We start from the raw sequence: 20,568 nt of genomic DNA, 5'->3' as shown, positions 1-20,568 counted from the left end.
GCACCCCTTACCCATCGGTAACGTCTCTCGTCGGGACTCTAGCGCGCCCCTCCCGCATCCGTCAGGGGCCGGGCGCCACGCCGTCGTCCACCGTCTCTGTCCACAGCTTCCGTCCACAGGGTCTCTGCGCGTGGTGCCCTGGCCAGTAATGTCCCGCCCATGGAGCAGAGGCATCTCGGACGGACCGGCCTGCGCGTCTCGCGCATCGGGCTCGGCACGCTCACCTGGGGGCGGGACACCGACGAGCACGACGCCGCCGCGCAGCTGAAGGCGTTCTGGGACGCGGGCGGCACACTCGTGGACACCGCCGACGTGTACGGCGGCGGAGAGGCGGAGTACCTCCTGGGCCGGCTCATGGAGCGGCTGGTGCCGCGCCGCGACCTGGTCCTGTCCACCAAGGCCGGCAGCGTCCCGGACCCCGACCGCCGCACCGACGGCTCGCGCGGCCACCTGCTCGCCGCCCTCGACGCCTCCCTGGCCCGGCTCGGCACGGACCACGTCGACCTGTGGCAGCTGCACGCCTACGACCCGTTCACCCCGCTGGAGGAGTCCCTCCAGGCCCTCGACATCGCGGTACGCAGCGGCCGGGCGCGGTACGCGGGCGTGGCCAACTTCTGCGGCTGGCAGCTCGCCAAGGCGGGCACCTGGCAGCTGGCCGGCGACCGCACCCGGCTCGCCGGGGCGCAGCTGGAGTACTCGCTGCTCCAGCGGGGCGTCGAGCGGGAGGTGCTGCCGGCCGCCATCGACCTCGGCATAGGCCTGCTGCCCTCCTCCCCGCTCGGACGCGGCGTGCTCACCGGCAAGTACCGCGGCGGCACCCCGGCCGACTCCCGGGGCGCGTCGGATGCGCTCGCGCCGTTCGTGGAGCCGTACCTCGACGAGGCCGCGAGCCGGATCGTGCACGCCGTCGGCACCGCCGCCGACGGGCTCAACACGAGCCCGCTGCACGTGGCGCTCGCCTGGGTCAGGGACCGGCCGGGCGTGACCGCCCCGATCGTCGGCGCGCGCACGGCACGCCAGCTCACGGCCGCGCTGTCGGTGGAGGGCCTTAGTCTTCCTGACGAGATCTGCCGGGCTTTGGACGATGTGTCCGCGCCCGTGCACCGCTATCCGGATCACGACTGGAGCACCTTGTGACCGAGCCTGCCGGGGAGACCGCGCCCGAGGCACCCGAGGACGTGACCCACGAGGACGCGCCGACGACCGCCGAGGCGACCGAAACCGCCGACGCCTCCGCCGAGTCCTCCGAGGCCGTCGAGGCCGTCGAGTCCTCCGAGGCCTCGACGGAGGACGCGCCGGAGGTGAGCGAGGCGCAGGCGGAGCTGGCGGCCCAGCGGGAGCTGCGGGCCAGGATCGAGGCGCGGAAGGCCGAGAAGTCCGGGCCCGTGGCGAGCGGGGCCAAGCTCAGCGGCACCGCCGCCGATCTGCTCGCCGCCGTACGGGCCGTCGAGGGCGGCTCCGCGTCCGGCGGCGCCTTCTTCGCTCCGGCGCCCGAGCCGCCGCGCCCCACGCGGGCGCCCGAGACCACCGTCCGTCCGCCCGCCCCGTCGGCGCCGGCCGCGCCCACGGCAGGCGCCCTGGCCGGGGTCCGCGAGGTGCTGGCCCGGGGCGGCGCGCCCGAGGCGCTGGCCGGGCAGGTCGTCGGTGCGCTCGGCGAACAGGCCGCCGAGGCCCTGACGGAGGACCCGTGGCGGCTCCTCGCCGTCCCCGGGGTGCGGCCGGAACAGGCCGACGGCTTCGCGCGGGCCCTGCTCGGCGGCGCCTGCGGCCCCGACGACCCCCGCCGGGCCGTCGCCCTGACCGTGTGGCTGCTCGACCACGCCGCCCTCCAGGGCCACACCGCGCTCACCGTCGACGAGGTGGCGGCCGGACTCGCCCGGCACCAGGTCCCCGATCCCGAGAAGGCCGTCGGCACGGCCGTCTCCGAGGGCGCCGTCCTGGTCTTCCAGGAGGAGGACGAGGCTCCGGGAGAGCCCGAGGAGGACGAAGAGGGCGGAGAGGGCGAGGCCGCCGCCGAGGGCGCCGGGCCGGAGGACGACGAGCCGGCGGAACCGGCGCTGCTCGGGCTCGACCGGTACGCCCTGGCCGAGGAGAGCCTCGCGGACGGCCTCGCCCGGCTGGTGCGCACGGTCACCCCGCGGGAGTGGGACGGCGGCGAGCTGGAGCGGGCCGTCGGCGGCCACGGTCTCGTGCTGCACACCGGCGGCGAGGCCGCCCGCGCCGAGCCCCTGGAGCTCGCCGCCACGGCCCGGGAGCACGGCCTGCGGGTCCTGGTCGCCGTGCACGACGCCGAGCGCCTGAGCGAGGAGGACCGCGCCTCCGGGACGGCCGTGACGCTCGCCGCGCTGCTCTCCGGGACGGCCGGTCCCGGCCGGGACGAGGAGGGCTGCCTCGCCCTGGACCTGCTGGTGGTCCTCGACGCACCGCAGCTGGACGTGGAGACGGGCGCGATGCTCGTCGAGGCCCTCCCCGACGGCTGCCGGCTGGTCCTCAGCGGCGACCCGGAGGTCCTCGGGTCGGCCGGTCCCGGCGCGGTCTTCGCCGACGCCCTGGCGGCCCGCGTCTGCCCCCGGGTGGCCTCCCGCCGCCCCGACCCCGGCCCGCTGGGCGAACTGGTCTCGGGCATCGGCATCGGGGAGCTGAACCAGGTCGAGGCGCCCGGCAAGGAGGTCGTCATCGTCCCCGTGCGGGACGCCGGCGAGGCCGTGCACCGCACGGTCCAGCTGGTCGCCGACTCGGTGCCGCGCGCCTTCGGGCTCACCCCCGAGCAGACCCGGGTGATCACGGTCGGCCACGGCGGCTCGGCCGGGACGCGCGCGCTGAACACGGCCCTGAAGCAGCGGCTGAACCCCGGCCCCGGCCGCTTCGGCGGCTACGACCCGGGCGACCGGGTGGCGTACGCGCCGGTGCCCGGCCGGACGGTGACCGGCACGGTCCTCGGGGCCGACGCCGAGGGCCTGCGCCTGCGCACCGGCGACGGCGAGGTCCTCGTACCGAAGGAGCGGGTGGAGTCGGCGCTGCGGCACGGCTGGGCCCTCACCGCGCACCAGGCGGCGGGCGGCCGCTGGCCCGCGGTGGTCGTGGTCCTGCCGGGCGACGCGGCGCCGGGCCTGAGCCGGCCGTGGGTCTACACGGCCTTCGGCCGGGCCGAGCGCCATCTGTCGGTCGTGCACGGCGTCGACCAGGCGCTGCCCCGCTCGGTGGCCGAGGTCCTCGCCCCGGCGCGCACGACCCGGCTGCGCCCCCTGCTGATCGCCCTCCTCGCCGCGTCCGACGAGGAGTAGGAACGGACGGCGGAACGCCGGAGGGCCGGGACGTCCAGCAGTGGTGTCCCGGCCCTCCGGCGTCCTCCCCGTCGCGTGTCAGCGGCCGGCGGCCACCTCACCGGCCTCCTCGTCGTCGTCCTCGTCATCGTCGAAGACGGAGCTGATGTCGAAGCGGCAGACGATCCGCTCCGGGTCGGCCTGCTCGAAGGGGGCGGCCAGCCACTCCCCCGGCTCCGGGAGCTCGCCCGCGGCGGTCACCCACAGCGTGGAGTCGCCCTCCTCCAGGCCGAACTCCTTGTGCCGGGAGGCGATCTCGTCGGGCTCGTACTCCCCGAAGAGGACGCCGAGGGCGGCGGCCGTGGTGCGGGGTCCCTCCTCGTCGTGGTCCAGGTCGGCGACGCGCCGGGCCTGGGCCACCAGCCGGCGCGGCTCGGCCACCGCGTAGTCCCGGCGGATCAGCACGCTGAGGGCGTGGGGTTCGTCAGGTCCGGCGTAAGGCGGCAGCCCCTCGTCGGCCCCCGGGATCTCGAAGGGGGTCACCTCGTCGTAGCGGTCGTAGAGGAGTTCGTCGTAGGACTCGGCGGCCGCGGCGAGCGCGTTGAACGCCTCGTACACCGCCGTGTCGTCGTCCCCCGTGCGGCCTTCGACCGCCGCGAGGTGGCGGTCCAGTGCGGTCTTGACCGCCTCTGCGGCGGCACGTACCTCGGCAGCGGTGGGCTGCGCAGCATCAGACATGGGACAGACGCTATCCGTACCGGGCCGGTGCCCGCACAATAGATGCGATGCCGGAATACGAATTTGTCGACGTGTACGTGCCGCGAGGGGTCTCCCGCAGGGAGGCGACGCGGCTTCTGACCGACCATGCCGAGTACGGACACTGGGAGTTGGACCGACTCACCCTCCGCCGGGACGGGAGCCGCAGAGTGCGGCTGAAGCGGCGGATCATCCGTCAGATGCGCGCGACCTGGTGACGGACGCGGAAGGGGCCCCGCACGGTGCGGGGCCCCTTCGCGTTCCGGCCGGTGCGGGTCAGGCGCCGCGGCGGGAGCGGCGGTAGACCAGCGAGCCCGCGAGGAGCATCCCCGCGGCGGCCGGCACGATCACGCCGAGCGGCGCGGACGCACCCGTCTCTGCGAGCTCGTCCGGGGAGGCCGGCGGCGGCGTGAGCTGCGGCCCGGGGTGGTTCGAGCCACCACCGGGACCGGGCGGCACACCGGGGGTACCGGGAGTGCCGGGGGTACCGGGAGTGCCAGGCGTACCCGGAGTCCCGGGGGTACCCGGCGTACCGGGGGTACCGGGAGTCCCAGGGGTACCCGGCGTACCGGGAGTCCCCGGCGTACCAGGGGTGCCGGGTGTGCCGGGCGTGCCCGGGGTCCCGGGGGTCCCCGGCGGGGTCTCCTCGCCGTAGCCGCCCGGCTCCTCGCCGTAACCGCCGGGCTCCTCCTCGCCGTAGCCGGAGTCCGGGGTCTGGCCGTTGGCGCAGTCGTTGCCCGTGGCGGGGTTGCCGAGGCCGATGCCCGTGACGCTGTTGCCGCACGCGTTCACGGGCACGTCGACCGGGACCACCACCGTGTTGCCGGAGGCCACGCCCGGGGAGTCGCTCGCGTACGCGCCGCCGGACGTGCCGGGGCCGGACTGCGCGGGGATGTTCGCGCAGGAGTTGCCCATCGCCGGGTTGAGCACCCCGACGACGTCGACGGTGTTGCCGCAGGCGTTGACCGGGGCATGGATCGGGACCTGCACGGTGTTCCCGGACGCCACGCCGGGTGAGTTCCTGGCCGTGCCGCTCGCGGCGGAGTCCGCCTGCGCGATGCCGCCGCCGAGCGCGAAGACGCCTCCGGCCGCCGCGACGGTGATGATGCTCTTGCGCGTGACCTGTCGCATAGCTTGCTTACCTGCCTTCTCGGCAATGCGCCGGATCGGCCTCGAACGCCCGACCGGCGGGGAGTGAGGGCCACCGGGCCCGTGCCCGGGGCGGAATGGCCACCGGCCCCGGAGTGCATGGCACGCACTCCGGGGCCGGACGGCTCACGCCCTCAAGGGGCGGGGCACAACGTCAGGCGTTGATGCAGGTGTTGCCGAAGGCGGGGTTCAGCAGGCCGATCACGGAGACCGTGTTGCCGCAGGCGTTGATCGGCACGTGAACCGGGACCTGCACGACGTTGCCCGAGAGGACACCGGGGGAACCGATGGCCGCACCCTGGGCACCCGCGTCGGCGACGGCCATGCCCGCGCCCGCGAGAACGAGACCGCCGGTGGCAGCCGCAGCAGCGACGACCTTCTTGATCATTATTCCTCCTAGTTGACAATGCGGCCCCAGCCGCGGACCGCATCACCTGTAACGAGGGGGAAGGGTGGGGGCTACGAGCCCCCGGATGCATTCACTCTTTCCGGGCAAACCCAAACGCGCTGCCGAATTCTGGCCGGCCCGCGGTCAGCAGGCGTCGAGGAAGCGGTCCAGGACGCGCACGCCGAACTTCAGGCCGTCGACGGGGACGCGCTCGTCGACGCCGTGGAACATGCCGGCGAAGTCGAGCTCCGGCGGCAGCTGGAGCGGGGCGAAGCCGAAGCAGCGGATGCCGAGGTCGTCGAAGGACTTGGCGTCGGTGCCGCCGGAGAGCATGTACGGGACGGCGCGGGCGATCGGGTCCTCGGCGCGCAGCGCGAGCTGCATGGCGTCGACGAGGGCGCCGTCGAAGCTGGTCTCCAGGGCCTTGTCGCCGTGCACGTCCTCGCGCCGGACCTTGGGGCCGAGGATCCGGTCGAGGTCGGCGAGGAACTCCTGCTCGTAGCCGGGCAGGAAGCGGCCGTCGACGTGGGCGGTGGCCTGGCCGGGGATGACGTTCACCTTGTAGCCGGCGCCGAGCATGGTGGGGGCGGCGGAGTTGCGCAGGGTGGCGCCGACCATCTTGGCGATGCCGCCGAGCTTGGCGAGGGTGCCGTCCATGTCCTCGGGGTCGAGCGGGGTGCCGAGGGCGTCGGACAGCTCGTCGAGGAAGCTGCGGACGGTCTTGGTGACGCGGACCGGCCACTGGTGGCGGCCGAGCCGGCCGACGGCCTCGCACAGTTCGGTGATGGCGTTGTCGTCGTTGGTCATCGAGCCGTGGCCGGCCGTGCCCTCGACGGTGAGCCGCATCCAGTGCATGCCCTTCTGGGCGGTCTCGACCAGGTAGAGGCGGAGGTTCTCGTTCACGGTGAAGGAGAAGCCGCCGACCTCGCCGATGGCCTCGGTGACCCCGTCGAAGACGTCCCGGTGCTTGTCGACCAGGTGGCGGGCGCCGTAGGTGCCGCCGGCCTCCTCGTCGGCGAGGAAGGCGAGGACGATGTCGCGCGGGGGCTTGCGGCCGCTGCGCAGCCGGTCGCGGACGACCGCGAGGGTCATCGCGTCCATGTCCTTCATGTCGACGGCGCCGCGGCCCCAGACGCACCCGTCGGCGACCTCGCCGGAGAAGGGGTGGTGGGTCCAGTCGGCCGCGTCGGCCGGGACGACGTCGGTGTGCCCGTGGATGAGCAGCGCCGGACGCGAAGGGTCCTCGCCCTCGATGCGGGCCACGGTGGAGGCCCGTCCCTTGTGCGACTCGATGATCTTCGGTTCGAGGCCGACCTCGGCGAGCTTCTCGGCGACGTACTCGGCCGCGGCGCGCTCCCCCGGGCCGGAGTGGTCGCCGTAGTTGCTGGTGTCGATGCGGATGAGGTCCCGGCAGAGGTCGACGACCTCGTCCTCGCCCGCGACGGTCCGGCCGGTGTTCGACTCGCTCACGCTGCTTCCTCCCACGACGTGCCCCACGTGCTTGCTGGTGGTCGCCCCCATCCTCCCCCGCGCCCGCCCCGGCGGCGCAAGGGCGTGGTGATCGGCCGGTCCGATTGTTTGCTATGGTTTCCCTCGTCGGAACGGCTCAGGGCCGCGAGACAGACACCTAGTCCGGGTGGCGGAATGGCAGACGCGCTAGCTTGAGGTGCTAGTGCCCTTTATCGGGCGTGGGGGTTCAAGTCCCCCCTCGGACACATGAAGAAGTCCCGGTCGAGTTCACTCGACCGGGACTTCGGCGTTGTGCGGACGAGGGCGAGGCGGAGCGGTGCGCAGGAAGAGGGTGCCGGCGGCGCCGCTGCCGCAGCGGGACGGGATCGACCCCGTGCGGCTCCGGCTGCCGGAGGATCCGGCGGGGACCTGGCCGACCGTGGGGGCGTACCTGCTGGGGCGGTACGGGGCCGCGGTCGGCGCGGAGCGGATCGGCGCGATGCTGGACGCGGGACGGTTCGTCGGGGCCGACGGGCGGGCGGCGGCGGCCTCGGAGCCGTACGAGCCGGGGCGGTGGCTGTGGTTCCACCGGGACCTCGCGCCCGAGGAGCGGGTGCCGTTCGAGGTCGGGGTGGTGTACCGGGACGAGCGGATCCTGGTGGCGGACAAGCCGCACTTCCTGGCGACGACCCCGCGCGGGCGGCATGTGACCGAGACGGCGGTGGCGCGGCTGCGGGCGGAGCTGGGGATGCCGGAGCTCCAGCCGGCGCACCGGCTCGACCGGCTGACGGCGGGGCTCGTGCTCTTCGTGGTGCGGCCGGCGGACCGGGGGGCGTACCAGCTGCTGTTCAAGGAGCGGCGGGTGCGCAAGGAGTACGCGGCGGTGGCGGCGTACGACCCCGGGGTGGCGCTGCCGGTGACGGTGCGCAGCCGGATCGAGAAGGAGCGGGGCGTGCTGGCCGCCCGGGAGGTGCCGGGCGAGCCGAACGCGGTGAGCCGGATCGAGCTGGTGGAGCGGCTCGGCGCCTACGGGCGGTACCGGCTGCTGCCGGAGACGGGGAAGACGCATCAGCTGCGGGTGCACATGAACGCGCTGGGGCTGCCGATCGTCGACGATCCGCTGTATCCGGTGGTGCGTGAGGACGGGCCGGAGGACTACCGGCGGCCGCTGCGGCTGCTCGCGGCGGCGCTGGAGTTCCCCGACCCGTTCACGGGCGAGGAGAGGCGGTTCACGAGCCGCCTCTCGCTCAGTGTCCCCGCTTGATCCACTCCTGGAGGTGCGGGGCTTCCGCGCCGATGGTGGTGGAGTCGCCGTGGCCGGTGCGGACGACCGTCTCCGGCGGGAGGGTGAGGAGCTTCTCCCGGATCGAGTCGACGATCGTGTGGAAGTCGGAGAAGGACCTGCCGGTGGCGCCGGGGCCGCCCTGGAAGAGGGTGTCGCCGGTGAAGACGGTGCCCAGGTCGGGGACGTGCAGGCAGACCGCTCCGGGGGCGTGGCCCGGGGTGTGGAGGACCCTCAGGTCGGTGCCGGCGATGGTGAGGACCTGACCGTCGGCGAGGTCGCCGTCGGGGGTGTGGTCGGGGTGGGTGAGTTTCCACAGCGGCTGGTCGGCGGGGTGCAGCAGGATGCGGGCGCCGGTGGCGGCGGCGAGCGCGGGGGCCGCGCCGACGTGGTCGTCGTGGGCGTGGGTGCAGACGATGGCGCGCAGGGCGCGGCCGTCGAGGGCTTCGAGGATGGCGTCGGGGTCGTGGGCGGCGTCGATGACGATCGCCTCCTCGTCGTCGCCGACGATCCAGACGTTGTTGTCGACGTCCCAGGTGCCGCCGTCGAGGCTGAAGGTGCCGGAGGTGACCAGGTGGTCGATGCGGGCGGTCATCACAGCACCACCACCGAGCGCAGCACGTCGCCCTCGTGCATGCGGGCGAAGGCCTTCTCGACGTCGTCGAGGGCGATGGTCTCGGTGACGAAGGCGCCGAGGTCGATGCGGCCCTGCCGGTGCAGGTCGATGAGCATGGGGAAGTCGCGGGAGGGCAGGCAGTCGCCGTACCAGGAGGACTTGAGGGAGCCGCCGCGGCCGAAGACGTCGAGGAGGGGCAGTTCGAGCTGCATCTCGGGGGTGGGGACGCCGACGAGGACGACGGTGCCGGCGAGGTCGCGGGCGTAGAAGGCCTGCCGGTACGTCTCGGGGCGGCCGACGGCCTCGATGACGACGTCGGCGCCGAAGCCGCCGGTGAGGGCGCGGATCGCCTCGACGGGGTCGGTGGTGCGGGAGTCGACGGTGTCGGTGGCGCCCATCTCCTTGGCCTTGGCCAGTTTTCGCTCGTCGACGTCGACGGCGATGATCTTCGCGGCGCCGGCGAGGCGGGATCCGACGATGGCGGCGTCGCCGACGCCTCCGCAGCCGATGACGGCGACGGTGTCGCCGCGGGAGACGTTGCCGGTGTTGATGGCGGCGCCGATGCCGGCCATCACGCCGCAGCCGAGGAGGCCGGCGATCTCGGGGGCGACGGAGCGGTCGACCTTGGTGCACTGGCCGGCGGCGACGAGGGTCTTCTCGGCGAAGGCGCCGATGCCGAGGGCCGGGGAGAGCTCCGTGCCGTCGAGGAGCGTCATCTTCTGCTTCGCGTTGTGGGTGTCGAAGCAGTACCAGGGGCGGCCGCGGCGGCAGGCGCGGCACTGGCCGCAGACGGCCCGCCAGTTGAGGATCACGTAGTCGCCGGGGGCGACGTCGGTGACGCCCTCGCCGACCGCCTCCACGGTGCCCGCGGCCTCGTGGCCGAGGAGGAAGGGGAAGTCGTCGTTGATCCCGCCCTGCTTGTAGTGCAGGTCGGTGTGGCAGACACCGCAGGCCTCGACGCGGACGACGGCCTCTCCGGGGCCCGGGTCGGGGATGACGACGGTCTCGATCCGCACCGGCTCGTTGCGGCCGGGGGCGATGACGCCCCGCACGTGCTGTGGCATCGCTGACTTCCCTTCAGAGGATCTTGTAAGCCTCCTGCGTACCACTATCTCCTGATAAAAGGCGAGACCCCCGCAGGCCGTGCCTGCGGGGGTCCGCCGCTCCCGTGGGGGGAGTCGGGGGGGACGGGGTCAGTCCTGCTTGCCGGAGGTCTCGCGGACCCGGCGGCGGACCAGGAACCAGCCGCCGACGAGGGCCGCGCCGATCAGCGGCAGGCAGTTGACGGTGGTGCGGCCGATGCCGCCGTCCATCCACATGAGGACGAGGACGGAGCCGAGGAAGACCAGGGTGACGATCTGGGTGTACGGAGCCCAGGGCAGCTGGTAGGCGGGGCGGGCGAGCACGCCCTGCTTGGCGCGGCGGACGAAGAGCAGCGAGCACACCATGATCATGGCCCAGGTGCCGATGATGCCGATCGAGGCGAAGTTGAGGACCAGCTCGAAGGCGTCCTCGGGCATCCTGGCGTTGAGGATCACGCCGACGACGCCGAAGCCCGCGGTGAGCAGGATGCCGCCATAGGGGACGCCGCCCTTGTTCATGACGCCGGTGAACTTCGGCGCGGAGCCGGCCAGCGACATGGAGCGCAGGATGCGGCCGGTGGAGTACAGGCCGGAGTTGAGGCTGGAGAGGGCGGCGGTGAGGACGACGAGGTTCATCACGCCGGCGGCGCCGGGGATGCCCAGCTTGTCGAAGACGGTGACGAAGGGGCTCTGGTCGCCGGAGTAGGCGGTGTACGGGAGGATCAGCGCGAGCAGGACGACGGAGCCGACGTAGAAGAGGCCGACGCGCCACATGATCGAGTTGATCGCCTTCGGCATGATCTTCTCGGGGTTCTCGGTCTCGCCGGCGGCGACGCCGCAGAGCTCGACGGAGGCGTAGGCGAAGACGACGCCCTGGATGAGCAGGAGCATCGGCATCATGCCGTTGGGGAAGATGCCGCCGTTCTCGGTGATGTTGGCGAGGCCCGGGGTGGAGCCGCCGACGTCGTGCGAGGTCACGACGAGGAAGATGCCGACGAGCATGAAGGCGACGAGCGCGGCGACCTTGATGATCGCGAACCAGAACTCCATCTCGCCGAAGTACTTCACCGAGATGAGGTTGGCGGCGAGGACGACCGCGAGGGCGATCAGGGCGAGGATCCACTGCGGGACGTCGCTGAACATCGACCAGAAGTGGGCGTAGGTGGCCGCGGCGGTGATGTCGGCGACGGCGGTGGTCGACCAGTTCAGGAAGTACAGCCAGCCGGCCGTGTAGGCGCCCTTCTCGCCCATGAACTCACGGGCGTAGGAGACGAAGGCGCCGGAGGACGGGCGGTAGAGCACCAGCTCGCCGAGGGCCCGGACCACGAAGAAGGCGAAGACGCCGCAGACCGCGTACGCGATGAAGAGCGAGGGACCCGCGCTGGCCATCCGGCCGCCGGCGCCGAGGAAGAGGCCGGTGCCGATCGCGCCGCCGATGGCGATCATGTTGATGTGCCGGGACTTGAGGTCCTTGCGGTACCCGGCGTCGCCGGCGTCCACGTGGGGGGAGCCGGCCGTGTGCGCCGGGGCGGCGGACAGCGGCTCGGCCGCGGTGACGCGGTCAGTCATGGAGTTGTTCGCCTTCGTGAGGGGGTGGGGGCTGTGCGGTGCGGCCGGGCCGGGCCCCTTCGTGGGGGTCGCCTCGGACGGCCAGCGGACATCCTCACGGCAAGACATGCTCACTGACTGTGAGCGAACTCACTGAACGCCCGGATTTGAGCTAGTTCAGAGGTTACGCAGCGCTGTACGGCGTACGAGCGGCGTACGAGCGGCATGCGGCGGCCCGGTGCCGTCACGGGGCCAGGACGTCCAGCTCCTTGAGCGCGCCGACGGCGATCTCGCGGGTCAGCGCCTCGGCGCGGACGGCGTCCCGCTCCCGTACCGCCTCGGCGACCTGGACGTGGAGGGTGACGGCGGCCGGGTCGGGGTCCTCGAACATGACGTGGTGGTGGGTGCGACCGGTGAGGACCTCGGCGACGACGTCGCCGAGGCGGGCGAACATCTCGTTCCCCGACGCGTTCAGGACGACCCGGTGGAAGGCGATGTCGTGGACGAGGTACGCCTCCAGCTGCCGGCCGCGCGAGGTGGCGACCATGCCGAGGGCCTGCTCGGTGAGCTCGCGGCACTGGTCCGGGGTCGCGTGGAGGGCGGCGAGGCCGGCGGCGACGGGCTCGACGGCGGAGCGCAGCACGGTGAGCGAGCGGAGCTGGCGGGGGCGGTCGGCGCCGGCCAGGCGCCAGCGGATGACCTGGGGGTCGTAGACGTTCCAGCTCTCGGTGGGCAGGACCGTGACGCCGACCCGGCGGCGGGACTCCACCAGGTGCATCGACTCCAGGACGCGGACGACCTCGCGGACGACGGTCCGGGAGACGTCGAAGGTCTGGGCGAGCTCGTCGGTGCGGAGCACCGTGCCGGGCGGGTACTCCCCGGCGGTGATGGCCAGGCCCAGGGTGGCGAGCACGTGCGAGTGGAGCCCCTGGGCCGATGTCGTCATGGGGCTCAGCCTATGCGGGGGCCGTCCGGTGATCACCTCGGGAATTAAAAGTACTACTTTTACGTCACAGACTCTTGAATACGTCGTACTCAATGGGTTTCATGAGCGCGACGGATCGATGTCGCGAAGACAGCACCGATGTCGCGAAGACACCACCGATGTCGAGCAGCACCGATGTCGAAGAAGACAGCGAGGCACCTCCATGAGCACCACCCCCCACCCCGCCGCTCCCCCGGTCGTCGTCGTCATGGGCGTCGCCGGGACCGGGAAGACCACGATCGGCCCGCTGGTGGCCGGCGCCCTCGGCCTGCCGTACGCCGAGGGCGACGACTTCCACCCGGCGGCAAACGTGGCCAAGATGTCGGCCGGCGTCCCGCTCGACGACGCCGACCGGGAACCGTGGCTCGACGCCATCGGCGCCTGGGCGCACGACCGGGCCGGGCTCGGCGGGGTGGTGAGCAGCTCCGCGCTGAAGCGGATCTACCGGGACCGGCTGCGCGCGGCCGCCCCCGGGGTCGTCTTCCTCCACCTGACCGGCGACCGGGAGCTGATCGAGGGCCGGATGGCCTCCCGCAAGGGCCACTTCATGCCCACCGCGCTGCTCGATTCACAGTTCGCCACCCTGCAGCCGCTGCAGGACGACGAGGCCGGCGTCGCCGTCGACGTCTCCGGCACCCCCGAGGAGATCACCGACCGGGCCGTCGCCGCGCTGCGGCGCCTCGCCGGCTGACCCTCCCGCCCTCCCCACCTGCCCGTACGAAGGACACCACCGTGACCAGTCTCAGCGTCGAGACCCTGGCAGCGGACGCCGTCGAACCGATCACCTCGGCCGGCAACGCCCAGCTGGGCATCGCCGTTCTCGCCGGCATCGCCGTCATCGTCCTGCTCATCACCAAGTTCAAGCTGCACGCCTTCCTGGCGCTGACCATCGGCTCGCTCGCGCTCGGCGCGTTCGCCGGGGCGCCGCTCGCGGACACCATCAAGTCGTTCAGCACCGGACTCGGCAACACCGTCGCCGGCGTCGGCGTGCTGATCGCGCTCGGCGCGATCCTCGGCAAGCTGCTCGCCGACTCCGGCGGTGCCGACCAGATCGTCGACACGATCCTCGCGAAGGCGAGCAAGCGGTCCATGCCGTGGGCGATGGTCCTGATCGCCTCGGTGATCGGCCTGCCGCTCTTCTTCGAGGTCGGCATCGTGCTGCTGATCCCGGTGGTCCTGATGGTCGCCAAGCGCGGCAACTACTCCCTGATGCGGATCGGCATCCCCGCCCTCGCCGGTCTCTCCGTGATGCACGGGCTCATCCCGCCGCACCCCGGCCCGCTCGTCGCGATCGACGCGGTCGGCGCCAACCTGGGCGTCACCCTCGCCCTCGGCCTGGTCGTCGCCGTCCCGACCGTGATCATCGCCGGTCCGCTCTTCTCCCGGTACGCCGCCCGCTGGGTGGACATCCAGGCGCCCGAGCACATGATCCCGTCGCGTCCCTCCGAGGACCTGGAGAAGCGCCCCGGCTTCGGCGTCACCGTCGCCACCGTGCTGCTGCCGGTCGTCCTGATGCTGGTGAAGGCGCTCGTCGACATCGTGGTCGACGACCCGGAGAACGCGGTGCAGAAGGTCACCGACGTCATCGGCTCGCCGCTGATCGCGCTGCTCGCCGCCGTCATAGTGGCCCTGTTCACCCTGGGCCGCGCGGCCGGCTTCACCAAGGAGCGGCTGTCCTCGACCGTCGATAAGTCCCTCGCCCCGATCGCGGGCGTGCTGCTGATCGTCGGCGCCGGCGGCGGCTTCAAGCAGACCCTGATCGACATCGGCGTCGGCCAGATGATCCTGGACTTCTCCAAGGACTGGTCGATCCCGGCGCTGCTGCTGGCCTGGCTGATCGCGGTCGCCATCCGGCTCGCGACGGGCTCCGCCACGGTCGCGACGATCTCGGCGGCGGGCCTGGTGGCCCCGCTGGCCGCGGGCATGTCGACCGGTGAGACGGCGCTGCTCGTGCTGGCCATCGGTGCCGGTTCGCTCTTCTTCAGCCACGTCAACGACGCCGGATTCTGGCTGGTGAAGGAGTACTTCGGCATGAACGTCGGCCAGACGATCAAGACCTGGTCGGTGATGGAGACCATCATCTCGGTGGTGGGCCTGGTGTTCGTGCTGCTGCTGTCGCTGCTGGTGTAGCGGCGCGGGTGCCGCGACGGCCCTGGACCTCTTCGCAGGGGTCCGGGGCCTTCGTCGTGCCCGGTCGGTGCTCGCGCTCAGCCCCGCAGCAGGTCCAGGACCTCGGCCCCGAGCTCCAGGGCCTCGTCCGGCGAGTCGACCGACCGCTGGAGGTCGACGAAGCAGCCGTCGGCGCCGGTGGCGCGCACCCCGTCGAGGACCACGGCGATGGCGTCCGCCGAGGTGCCGGGGCCGGGGTTGCAGCGGATCCGCCGGCGCAGCGCCTCCGGGTCGCGGCCCGCCTCGCCGGCCGCGCGCCGCGCCACCTCCCACAGTCCCTCGGCCGCGCCGGGCGGCAGGACGGCGCCGACCCAGCCGGCGGCCCGTCGGCCGACCCGGCGCAGTGCGGCCGGGCTGAAGCCGCCCAGATAGACGGGGGGTCCGGCGGGCTGGACGGGGCGCAGGCCCACGAAGGAGACGGGGATCGTCCAGTGGGGGCCGCGGTGGCCGAACTCCTCCTGGGTCCAGATGCCGTGGAGGACGTCGAGCAGTTCGTCGAGGAGGGCGCCGCGCCTGCCGAAGTCCGCGCCGACGGCGGTGTACTCGTCGCGCAGCCAGCCGATGCCGAGACCGACGTCGAGGCGCCCGCCGCTGACCTGGTCGAGGGAGGTGAGGGAGCGGGCGAGCAGCGCGGGCGGGTACCAGGGGCCGTTGAGGGTGCTCGTGCCGAGCCGGGCGCGGGAGGTCGCACCGGCGGCGACGGTGAGCACCGTCAGCGGGTCGAGGAAGGTCTTGTACTGGTGGGGGTACGGGTTCTCCGGCGTGTGCCCCGGATAGAGGTCGCCGGGGGCGACCGGGGTGAGGACGCGGTCGCCGACCCAGAACGAGTCGAACCCGGCCTCCTCGGCGTCCCGGGCGAAGTCCGCGATGCGGTCGGCGCGGGCGTGGGTGCCGTACTGGGGCAGTGCGATGCCTATCTCCATGGGCCCCATCCTGGGCACCGGGAGGTTCCGCGACACGAAGGGCCCGGCGTGTGACCCCCGCCACGCGCGCGTGGCGGGGGTGGGCCGGACGTCCGGGCCACGCGTGTGGCGGGGCCGGTCGGACGGGCCACGCGCGCGTGGCGGGGCCTCACGTCGGCACCGCTACACGGCGCCGGGGGGCGAGGGGCGTACGTCTACGCCACGGCCTCGGCCGCCGCGCGGCCCGCCGCGCGGCCGGAGAAGACGCAGCCGCCGAGGAAGGTGCCCTCGAGGGAGCGGTAGCCGTGGACGCCGCCGCCGCCGAAGCCGGCGGCCTCGCCGGCCGCGTACAGGCCCGGAAGGGGTTCGCCCGTCTCGGTGAGGACGCGGGAGGAGAGGTCGGTCTGGAGGCCTCCGAGGGACTTGCGGGTGAGGATGTTGAGGCGGACGGCGATGAGGGGGCCGGCCTTGGGGTCGAGGATGCGGTGCGGGGCGGCGGTACGGATGAGGCGGTCGCCGAGGTAGTTGCGGGCGCCGCGGATCGCGGTGATCTGGAGGTCCTTGGTGAAGGGGTTGGCGATCTCGCGGTCGCGGGCGGTCACCTCGCGGCGGAGGGCGTCCTCGTCGACGAGGTCCCGGCCGGTGATCCGGTTCATGCCGCGGACCAGGGACGGCAGGTCGTCCTCGACGACGAAGTCGGCGCCCTTGTCCATGAACGCCCGGACGGGGCCGGGAACGTCGGCGCGGGCCCGGCCGAGGACGTCGCGGACGGACTTGCCGGTGAGGTCGGGGTTCTGCTCGGAGCCGGAGAGGGCGAACTCCTTGCCGATGATCCGCTGGTCGAGGACGAACCAGGTGTGGTCGTGGCCGGTCCGCATGATGTGTTCGAGGGTGCCGAGGGTGTCGAAGCCGGGGAAGAGCGGGACCGGGAGCCGCTTGCCGGTGGCGTCGAGCCAGAGGGAGGAGGGGCCGGGCAGGATGCGGATGCCGTGCCGGGCCCAGATGGGGTTCCAGTTCTCGATGCCCTCGGTGTAGTGCCACATCCGGTCGCGGTTGACGTGCCGGGCGCCGGCCTTCTCCGCGATGCCGAGCATCAGGCCGTCGACGTGGGCGGGGACGCCGGAGAGCAGCTTCTCGGGCGGGGTGCCGAGGCGGGCGGGCCACTGGGCGCGGACCAGGTCGTGGTTGCCGCCGATGCCGCCGGTGGTGACGATCACCGCCTGGGCCCGCAGCTCGAAGGAGCCGGTGACGGCGCGGCTGCTGGCGGTGCCGCGCTCGGCGTCCGAGGGCTCCAGGACCTCGCCGGTGACCGTGTCGAGGGCGCCCGCGGTACGGCCGAGGGAGGTGACGCGGTGGCGGAAGCGGAAGGTGACGAGGCCACGGGCGACGCCCTCGCGGACCTTCGCCTCGAAGGGGGCGACGAGGCCGGGGCCCGTACCCCAGGTGATGTGGAAGCGGGGGACGGAGTTGCCGTGGCCGTTGGCGTCGTAGCCGCCGCGCTCGGCCCAGCCGACGACGGGGAAGAAGCGGATCCCGCGCGCGTGCAGCCAGGAACGCTTCTCGCCGGCGGCGAAGTCGACGTACGCCTCCGCCCAGCGGCGGGCCCACGCGTCCTCGGGCCGGTCGAAGCCGGCGGTGCCCATCCAGTCCTGGAGGGCGAGGTCGTGACTGTCCCGGACGCGCAGCCGGCGCTGTTCGGGCGAGTCGACGAGGAAGAGCCCGCCGAAGGACCAGTGGGCCTGGCCGCCGAGGGACTGTTCGGGCTCCTGGTCCAGGAGGATCACGGACCGGCCGGCGTCGACCAGTTCGGCGGTGGCGACGAGACCGGCGAGGCCGGCCCCGATCACGATCACATCGGCGTCGTAGGACATGGATCGCATCTTGGATACACGAATGTATCCAGTCAACCATTCGCACGGATCGAGGTGAGCGTCCGGCGCGAATCGAGGCGACCGCGCGTGCCGGACGCCTGCGCCGACGCCCCGCTCCCGTTTTCTAATGTCGAGCATTAATATGAATGTATGGCAAGGACGTCAGGACCCGAGACCCGGGACAAACTGATCCGCGCGGCCGAGGAGCTCTTCGCCGCCCAGGGCGTCGACGGCGCCCAGCTGCGGGACATCACCCGCGTCGCCGGACAGGCCAACCCGTCGGCCGTCCAGTACCACTTCGGCTCCCGCGCCGGGCTCCTCGACGCGGTCATGGCCGGCCGGCTGGCCCGTACCGAGCAGGTGCTCGTCTCCCTCGCGTACGACACGGAGGCAGGGGTACGGGAGCTGGTCGCGGCGCTCGTCACGGCCGAGGCCAGTGAGCTGCGGACCGAGCGCGGGTGCCGGTGTCTGCGGATCTCCGCGCAGCTCAGCCACGAGAGCGGCATCCGCTCCCGCACCCCGCACCCCACCCTGGCCGGCACCGCCTACTGGGGGCTGATCGAGCGCCTCGCCGACCGGCTGGCCGCCGACGGGCTGCCCGAGCCGCTGCTCCTGGAACGCGTGGACCTGGCGCTCACCGTGGTCGGCGCGGCGCTCGCCGACCGGGCGCGGCAGTACCTCGCCGGGGCGGAGCCGCTCACCGACGAGCCGCTCTTCCTCGCCGACCTCGTCGAGACCACCACCGCGCTCCTCCGGGCCGCACGGCCCGGGCGCGACCGAACCACCGAGCACCACCCCGAAAGGACCTCCCCATGAACGACCTCACCGGCAAGACCGTCCTCATCACCGGCGGCGCCCGCGGCCTGGGCGCGGAGGCGGCCCGTCAGGCCGTCGCCGCCGGGGCGAACGTGGTCGTGACCGACGTCCTCGACGAGGACGGCGCGGCCACCGCCGCGGCGCTCGGCGAGCGCGCCCGCTTCTTCCGCCACGACGTCACCTCCGAGGAGGAGTGGGCGGCGGCCGTCGCCTACGCGGTCGCCGAGTTCGGCGGGCTGCACGGCCTGGTGAACAACGCCGGCATCTCCACCGGCGCCCTCCTGGAGACCGAGAGCGTCGAGCACTTCCGCAAGGTCCTCGACATCAACCTCACCGGCGTCTTCATCGGCATGAAGGCCGCGATCCCGGCGATGAGGGAGGCCGGCAGCGGCTCCATCGTCAACATCTCCTCCGCGGCCGGCCTGATGGGCCTCGCGCTCACCGCCGGCTACGGCGCCTCCAAGTGGGGCGTGCGGGGGCTGACGAAGATCGGCGCGGTGGAGCTGGGCACCGCGAGGATCCGGGTCAACTCGGTCCACCCGGGCATGACCTACACGCCGATGACGGCCTCGGTCGGCATCCAGCGCGGGGAGGGCATGTACCCGAACACGCCGATGGGCCGGGTCGGCGAGGCCGACGAGATCGCCGGCGCGGTCGTCTTCCTGCTCTCGGACGCCGCGTCGTACGTGACGGGCGCCGAGCTCGCCGTGGACGGCGGCTGGACGACGGGCCCGACGGTCAAGTACGTCATGGGGCAGTGATCCCCGCCCGTCGCGGGGCGGTGGTTCCCGTGGTGCTTTCATGGGCTCATGAGCGCCGCTGAGGAAATGATCGACGTCGTCGACGAGGACGACCGGGTGATCGGACAGGCTCCGCGCGGTGAGGTGTACGCGCGGGGCCTGATCCATCGCTGCACCTTCATCCGGGTGCGGGACGCCGAGGGCCGGCTCTTCGTGCACCGCAGGACGCCGACGAAGCTGGTGTACCCATCGATGTACGACCTGTTCGTCGGCGGCGTGGTCGGCGCCGGCGAGTCCTACGAGGACGCCGCGCTGCGCGAGGCCGAGGAGGAGCTGGGAGTCTCCGGGCTCCCCCGGCCCGACTTCCTCTTCAGGTTCCTGTACGACTCCGGGGGCGTCGCCGGGAAGTGGTGGTCGTCCGTGTACGAGGTCCGCTGCGACCTGCCGGTGCGGCCGCAGGCGGAGGAGGTCGCCTGGCACGCCTTCCTGACCGGGGAGGAGCTGCGCGAGCGGCTGCCCGGCGCGCCCGGGGCCTGGGAGTGGGTGCCGGACGGGCTCGCGGCGTACGAGCGACTGGTGGCGGACGAGAGCCGGTGACGGCGGGCCGTTAGGGTGCCGGGGTGAGTCGATTCGTACAGAGCCTGCGGCTGTGGTTCGCGCCGCGGCGGATCCGGGACGAGGGCGAAACCCCCGACTACCGCTTCTCCCTCGCCAACGAGCGGACCTTCCTCGCCTGGATCCGGACGGCCCTCGCGCTCATCGGCGGCGGTTTCGCCGTCGACCAGTTCCTGCCGGACCTGCGCTGGGCGGTCCGGGTCGGGCTCTCGCTCGCCCTGCTGGCCGCCGGAGTGCTGTGCGCGCTGCGCGCGGTGAACCACTGGATCCGCTGCGAACGGGCCATGCGCCGGGGCGAGGACCTGCCGGTCTCCCGCTTCCCCACCGTCCTGAGCCTCACCGTGGCCGTGGTGGCCGTCGCCATGGTCGTCCTCGTGGTCGTCGGCCGGGCCGGCTAGTGGGCGGCGCCGCGCCCGGGTCCGGCTCCGGCCGCGAGTCCTCCGGGTCCGGGTCCGGAGCCTCCGGCGGCGAGGCCCGCGATCCCGGGCTCCAGCCGGAGCGGACCCGGCTCGCCTGGCGGCGGACGACCCTGTCCTGGACGGTCGTGGCGGTGCTCGGCGTCAAGCTCGCCCTGATGGACGACGCCACCGCCGCGGGCGTGACCGGCCTCGCCCTCGCCGCGCTGCTGTGGATCGGCTTCCTGGCCGTCACCCACCGGCGGATCCGCTCCCTGGACACCGCCCGGCCACAGGTCCTGTCGACCCGGGGCGCGCTGCTGGCCGCGGGGTGCACCGTGGCGTTGGCGGTGTGCGGGGCGGTGCTGATCTGGTGATCCGATCTCCTGGATCCAGCAGATCGGATCCAGGAGGCCGGATCCAGGAGGCCGGATCCAGGAGGCCGGATCCAACAGTTCCAAGAGGCTGGATCCAACCTCCTGGATCCGGGAGATCGGATCCAGGAGATCGGATCCGGGACGTTGGATCCAAGAGGCTGGATG

The 20,568-nt window shown here is 73.1% G+C and carries 21 protein-coding genes and 1 tRNA gene; 12 read left to right on the top strand and 10 right to left on the bottom strand.

From position 1 onward, the window contains the following. Positions 1–159: 159 nt before the first annotated feature. Together ABZ621_RS13080 and ABZ621_RS13075 are read left to right on the top strand one after the other, a co-directional pair. Positions 160–1,137, top strand: a complete 978-nt coding sequence (locus ABZ621_RS13080; RefSeq protein WP_360603726.1) for an aldo/keto reductase — start codon at positions 160–162, stop codon at positions 1,135–1,137. Then, entirely contained in the window at positions 1,134–3,284 is a 2,151-nt protein-coding gene (locus ABZ621_RS13075) for a helix-hairpin-helix domain-containing protein (protein ID WP_360603724.1), read from the top strand. The genes ABZ621_RS13080 and ABZ621_RS13075 overlap by 4 nt, the downstream gene beginning before the upstream one ends. Before the next feature lie 78 nt (positions 3,285–3,362). Here the strand turns inward: ABZ621_RS13075 and ABZ621_RS13070 are convergent, their stop codons facing one another. Beyond that, positions 3,363–4,001 carry a hypothetical protein gene (locus ABZ621_RS13070; protein WP_360603722.1) on the bottom strand — a complete coding sequence of 213 codons (639 nt, stop codon included), beginning with the start codon at positions 3,999–4,001 and terminating at the stop codon, positions 3,363–3,365. Positions 4,002–4,048: 47 nt separating this feature from the next. Here ABZ621_RS13070 and ABZ621_RS13065 point away from each other — a divergent pair, with 47 nt between their 5' ends. Beyond that, positions 4,049–4,237 (top strand): DUF5703 family protein, encoded by a 189-nt coding sequence (locus tag ABZ621_RS13065; protein ID WP_360603720.1) that lies wholly within the window; start codon positions 4,049–4,051, stop codon positions 4,235–4,237. A gap of 58 nt (positions 4,238–4,295) precedes the next feature. Here ABZ621_RS13065 and ABZ621_RS13060 read toward each other — a convergent pair whose 3' ends face one another. The 3 genes from ABZ621_RS13060 to ABZ621_RS13050 all read right to left on the bottom strand — a co-directional run bounded on the left by ABZ621_RS13060 (position 4,296) and on the right by ABZ621_RS13050 (position 7,026). After that, positions 4,296–5,150 (bottom strand): chaplin, encoded by an 855-nt coding sequence (locus ABZ621_RS13060; RefSeq protein WP_360603718.1) that lies wholly within the window; start codon positions 5,148–5,150, stop codon positions 4,296–4,298. A gap of 172 nt (positions 5,151–5,322) precedes the next feature. Next, the gene (gene chpH, locus ABZ621_RS13055; protein WP_360603716.1) at positions 5,323–5,556 is read right to left on the bottom strand and encodes a chaplin ChpH; all 234 of its coding nucleotides are present in this window, start codon (positions 5,554–5,556) and stop codon (positions 5,323–5,325) included. A gap of 144 nt (positions 5,557–5,700) precedes the next feature. Beyond that, positions 5,701–7,026 (bottom strand): M20/M25/M40 family metallo-hydrolase, encoded by a 1,326-nt coding sequence (locus tag ABZ621_RS13050; RefSeq protein WP_360603714.1) that lies wholly within the window; start codon positions 7,024–7,026, stop codon positions 5,701–5,703. 160 nt (positions 7,027–7,186) lie between these two features. Here ABZ621_RS13050 and ABZ621_RS13045 point away from each other — a divergent pair. Both ABZ621_RS13045 and ABZ621_RS13040 read left to right on the top strand, forming a co-directional pair. Continuing rightward, a tRNA-Leu gene (locus tag ABZ621_RS13045) sits at positions 7,187–7,271 on the top strand. A gap of 71 nt (positions 7,272–7,342) precedes the next feature. Continuing rightward, positions 7,343–8,269: a pseudouridine synthase gene (locus ABZ621_RS13040; protein ID WP_360603712.1), complete on the top strand. Its 927-nt coding sequence runs from the start codon at positions 7,343–7,345 to the stop codon at positions 8,267–8,269. Here ABZ621_RS13040 and ABZ621_RS13035 read toward each other — a convergent pair. The 4 genes from ABZ621_RS13035 to ABZ621_RS13020 form a co-directional block, all read right to left on the bottom strand. After that, positions 8,253–8,882, bottom strand: a complete 630-nt coding sequence (locus ABZ621_RS13035; RefSeq protein WP_360603710.1) for an MBL fold metallo-hydrolase — start codon at positions 8,880–8,882, stop codon at positions 8,253–8,255. The genes ABZ621_RS13040 and ABZ621_RS13035 overlap by 17 nt on opposite strands. Continuing rightward, on the bottom strand, positions 8,882–9,967 hold the full coding sequence (locus ABZ621_RS13030) for an S-(hydroxymethyl)mycothiol dehydrogenase (RefSeq protein WP_360603708.1): 1,086 nt from the start codon (positions 9,965–9,967) through the stop codon (positions 8,882–8,884). The genes ABZ621_RS13035 and ABZ621_RS13030 overlap by 1 nt, the downstream gene beginning before the upstream one ends. 129 nt (positions 9,968–10,096) lie before the next feature. Further along, entirely contained in the window at positions 10,097–11,554 is a 1,458-nt protein-coding gene (locus ABZ621_RS13025) for an amino acid permease (protein ID WP_360603706.1), read from the bottom strand. Between the two features lie 223 nt (positions 11,555–11,777). Beyond that, complete coding sequence (locus tag ABZ621_RS13020) at positions 11,778–12,479, bottom strand: FCD domain-containing protein (protein WP_360603704.1); 702 nt, start codon at positions 12,477–12,479, stop codon at positions 11,778–11,780. Positions 12,480–12,681: 202 nt separating this feature from the next. Between ABZ621_RS13020 and ABZ621_RS13015 the strand changes: the two genes are divergently transcribed. Further along, positions 12,682–13,209 carry a gluconokinase gene (locus tag ABZ621_RS13015; protein ID WP_360603702.1) on the top strand — a complete coding sequence of 176 codons (528 nt, stop codon included), beginning with the start codon at positions 12,682–12,684 and terminating at the stop codon, positions 13,207–13,209. 41 nt (positions 13,210–13,250) lie between these two features. Then, on the top strand, positions 13,251–14,648 hold the full coding sequence (locus tag ABZ621_RS13010) for a gluconate:H+ symporter (protein WP_360603700.1): 1,398 nt from the start codon (positions 13,251–13,253) through the stop codon (positions 14,646–14,648). Positions 14,649–14,725: 77 nt separating this feature from the next. Here ABZ621_RS13010 and ABZ621_RS13005 read toward each other — a convergent pair whose 3' ends face one another. Continuing rightward, positions 14,726–15,610: a TIGR03619 family F420-dependent LLM class oxidoreductase gene (locus ABZ621_RS13005; RefSeq protein WP_360603698.1), complete on the bottom strand. Its 885-nt coding sequence runs from the start codon at positions 15,608–15,610 to the stop codon at positions 14,726–14,728. Between the two features lie 194 nt (positions 15,611–15,804). Further along, a complete protein-coding gene (locus ABZ621_RS13000) occupies positions 15,805–17,460 on the bottom strand; it encodes an FAD-binding dehydrogenase (RefSeq protein ID WP_360603696.1) in 1,656 nt (551 codons plus the stop codon). Positions 17,461–17,610: 150 nt separating this feature from the next. Here ABZ621_RS13000 and ABZ621_RS12995 point away from each other — a divergent pair, with 150 nt between their 5' ends. From ABZ621_RS12995 to ABZ621_RS12975, 5 genes are read left to right on the top strand one after another with little or no spacing between them, the layout of a single operon-like run. After that, positions 17,611–18,276 (top strand): TetR family transcriptional regulator, encoded by a 666-nt coding sequence (locus ABZ621_RS12995; RefSeq protein WP_360603694.1) that lies wholly within the window; start codon positions 17,611–17,613, stop codon positions 18,274–18,276. Continuing rightward, positions 18,273–19,037, top strand: coding sequence for a glucose 1-dehydrogenase (locus tag ABZ621_RS12990; RefSeq protein WP_360603692.1), 765 nt, complete (start codon positions 18,273–18,275; stop codon positions 19,035–19,037). The genes ABZ621_RS12995 and ABZ621_RS12990 overlap by 4 nt, the downstream gene beginning before the upstream one ends. 48 nt (positions 19,038–19,085) lie before the next feature. Further along, entirely contained in the window at positions 19,086–19,613 is a 528-nt protein-coding gene (locus tag ABZ621_RS12985; protein ID WP_360603690.1) for an NUDIX domain-containing protein, read from the top strand. A 23-nt stretch (positions 19,614–19,636) separates the two neighbouring features. Beyond that, positions 19,637–20,029 (top strand): DUF202 domain-containing protein, encoded by a 393-nt coding sequence (locus ABZ621_RS12980; RefSeq protein ID WP_360603688.1) that lies wholly within the window; start codon positions 19,637–19,639, stop codon positions 20,027–20,029. Continuing rightward, positions 20,029–20,403: a DUF202 domain-containing protein gene (locus ABZ621_RS12975; RefSeq protein WP_360603686.1), complete on the top strand. Its 375-nt coding sequence runs from the start codon at positions 20,029–20,031 to the stop codon at positions 20,401–20,403. Before ABZ621_RS12980 ends, ABZ621_RS12975 begins: the two co-directional genes overlap by 1 nt. The last annotated feature ends 165 nt before the right edge of the window (positions 20,404–20,568 follow it).

It is taken from the genome of Streptomyces sp. NPDC007863, from assembly GCF_040633895.1.
Lineage (GTDB): Bacteria > Actinomycetota > Actinomycetes > Streptomycetales > Streptomycetaceae > Streptomyces.
This window is presented reverse-complemented; position numbering and strand designations above follow the sequence as displayed.

Coding starts and splice junctions, on each gene's coding strand:
- ABZ621_RS13020 (WP_360603704.1), bottom strand. CDS start 12,479: ATGACGACATCGGCCCAGGGGCTCCACTCGCACGTGCTCGCCACCCTG.
- ABZ621_RS12985 (WP_360603690.1), top strand. CDS start 19,086: ATGAGCGCCGCTGAGGAAATGATCGACGTCGTCGACGAGGACGACCGG.
- ABZ621_RS13005 (WP_360603698.1), bottom strand. CDS start 15,610: ATGGAGATAGGCATCGCACTGCCCCAGTACGGCACCCACGCCCGCGCC.
- ABZ621_RS13070 (WP_360603722.1), bottom strand. CDS start 4,001: ATGTCTGATGCTGCGCAGCCCACCGCTGCCGAGGTACGTGCCGCCGCA.
- ABZ621_RS13080 (WP_360603726.1), top strand. CDS start 160: ATGGAGCAGAGGCATCTCGGACGGACCGGCCTGCGCGTCTCGCGCATC.
- ABZ621_RS13000 (WP_360603696.1), bottom strand. CDS start 17,460: ATGTCCTACGACGCCGATGTGATCGTGATCGGGGCCGGCCTCGCCGGT.
- ABZ621_RS13015 (WP_360603702.1), top strand. CDS start 12,682: ATGAGCACCACCCCCCACCCCGCCGCTCCCCCGGTCGTCGTCGTCATG.
- ABZ621_RS13030 (WP_360603708.1), bottom strand. CDS start 9,967: ATGCCACAGCACGTGCGGGGCGTCATCGCCCCCGGCCGCAACGAGCCG.
- ABZ621_RS12995 (WP_360603694.1), top strand. CDS start 17,611: ATGGCAAGGACGTCAGGACCCGAGACCCGGGACAAACTGATCCGCGCG.
- ABZ621_RS13065 (WP_360603720.1), top strand. CDS start 4,049: ATGCCGGAATACGAATTTGTCGACGTGTACGTGCCGCGAGGGGTCTCC.
- ABZ621_RS13035 (WP_360603710.1), bottom strand. CDS start 8,882: ATGACCGCCCGCATCGACCACCTGGTCACCTCCGGCACCTTCAGCCTC.
- chpH (WP_360603716.1), bottom strand. CDS start 5,556: ATGATCAAGAAGGTCGTCGCTGCTGCGGCTGCCACCGGCGGTCTCGTT.
- ABZ621_RS13060 (WP_360603718.1), bottom strand. CDS start 5,150: ATGCGACAGGTCACGCGCAAGAGCATCATCACCGTCGCGGCGGCCGGA.
- ABZ621_RS12990 (WP_360603692.1), top strand. CDS start 18,273: ATGAACGACCTCACCGGCAAGACCGTCCTCATCACCGGCGGCGCCCGC.
- ABZ621_RS13025 (WP_360603706.1), bottom strand. CDS start 11,554: ATGACTGACCGCGTCACCGCGGCCGAGCCGCTGTCCGCCGCCCCGGCG.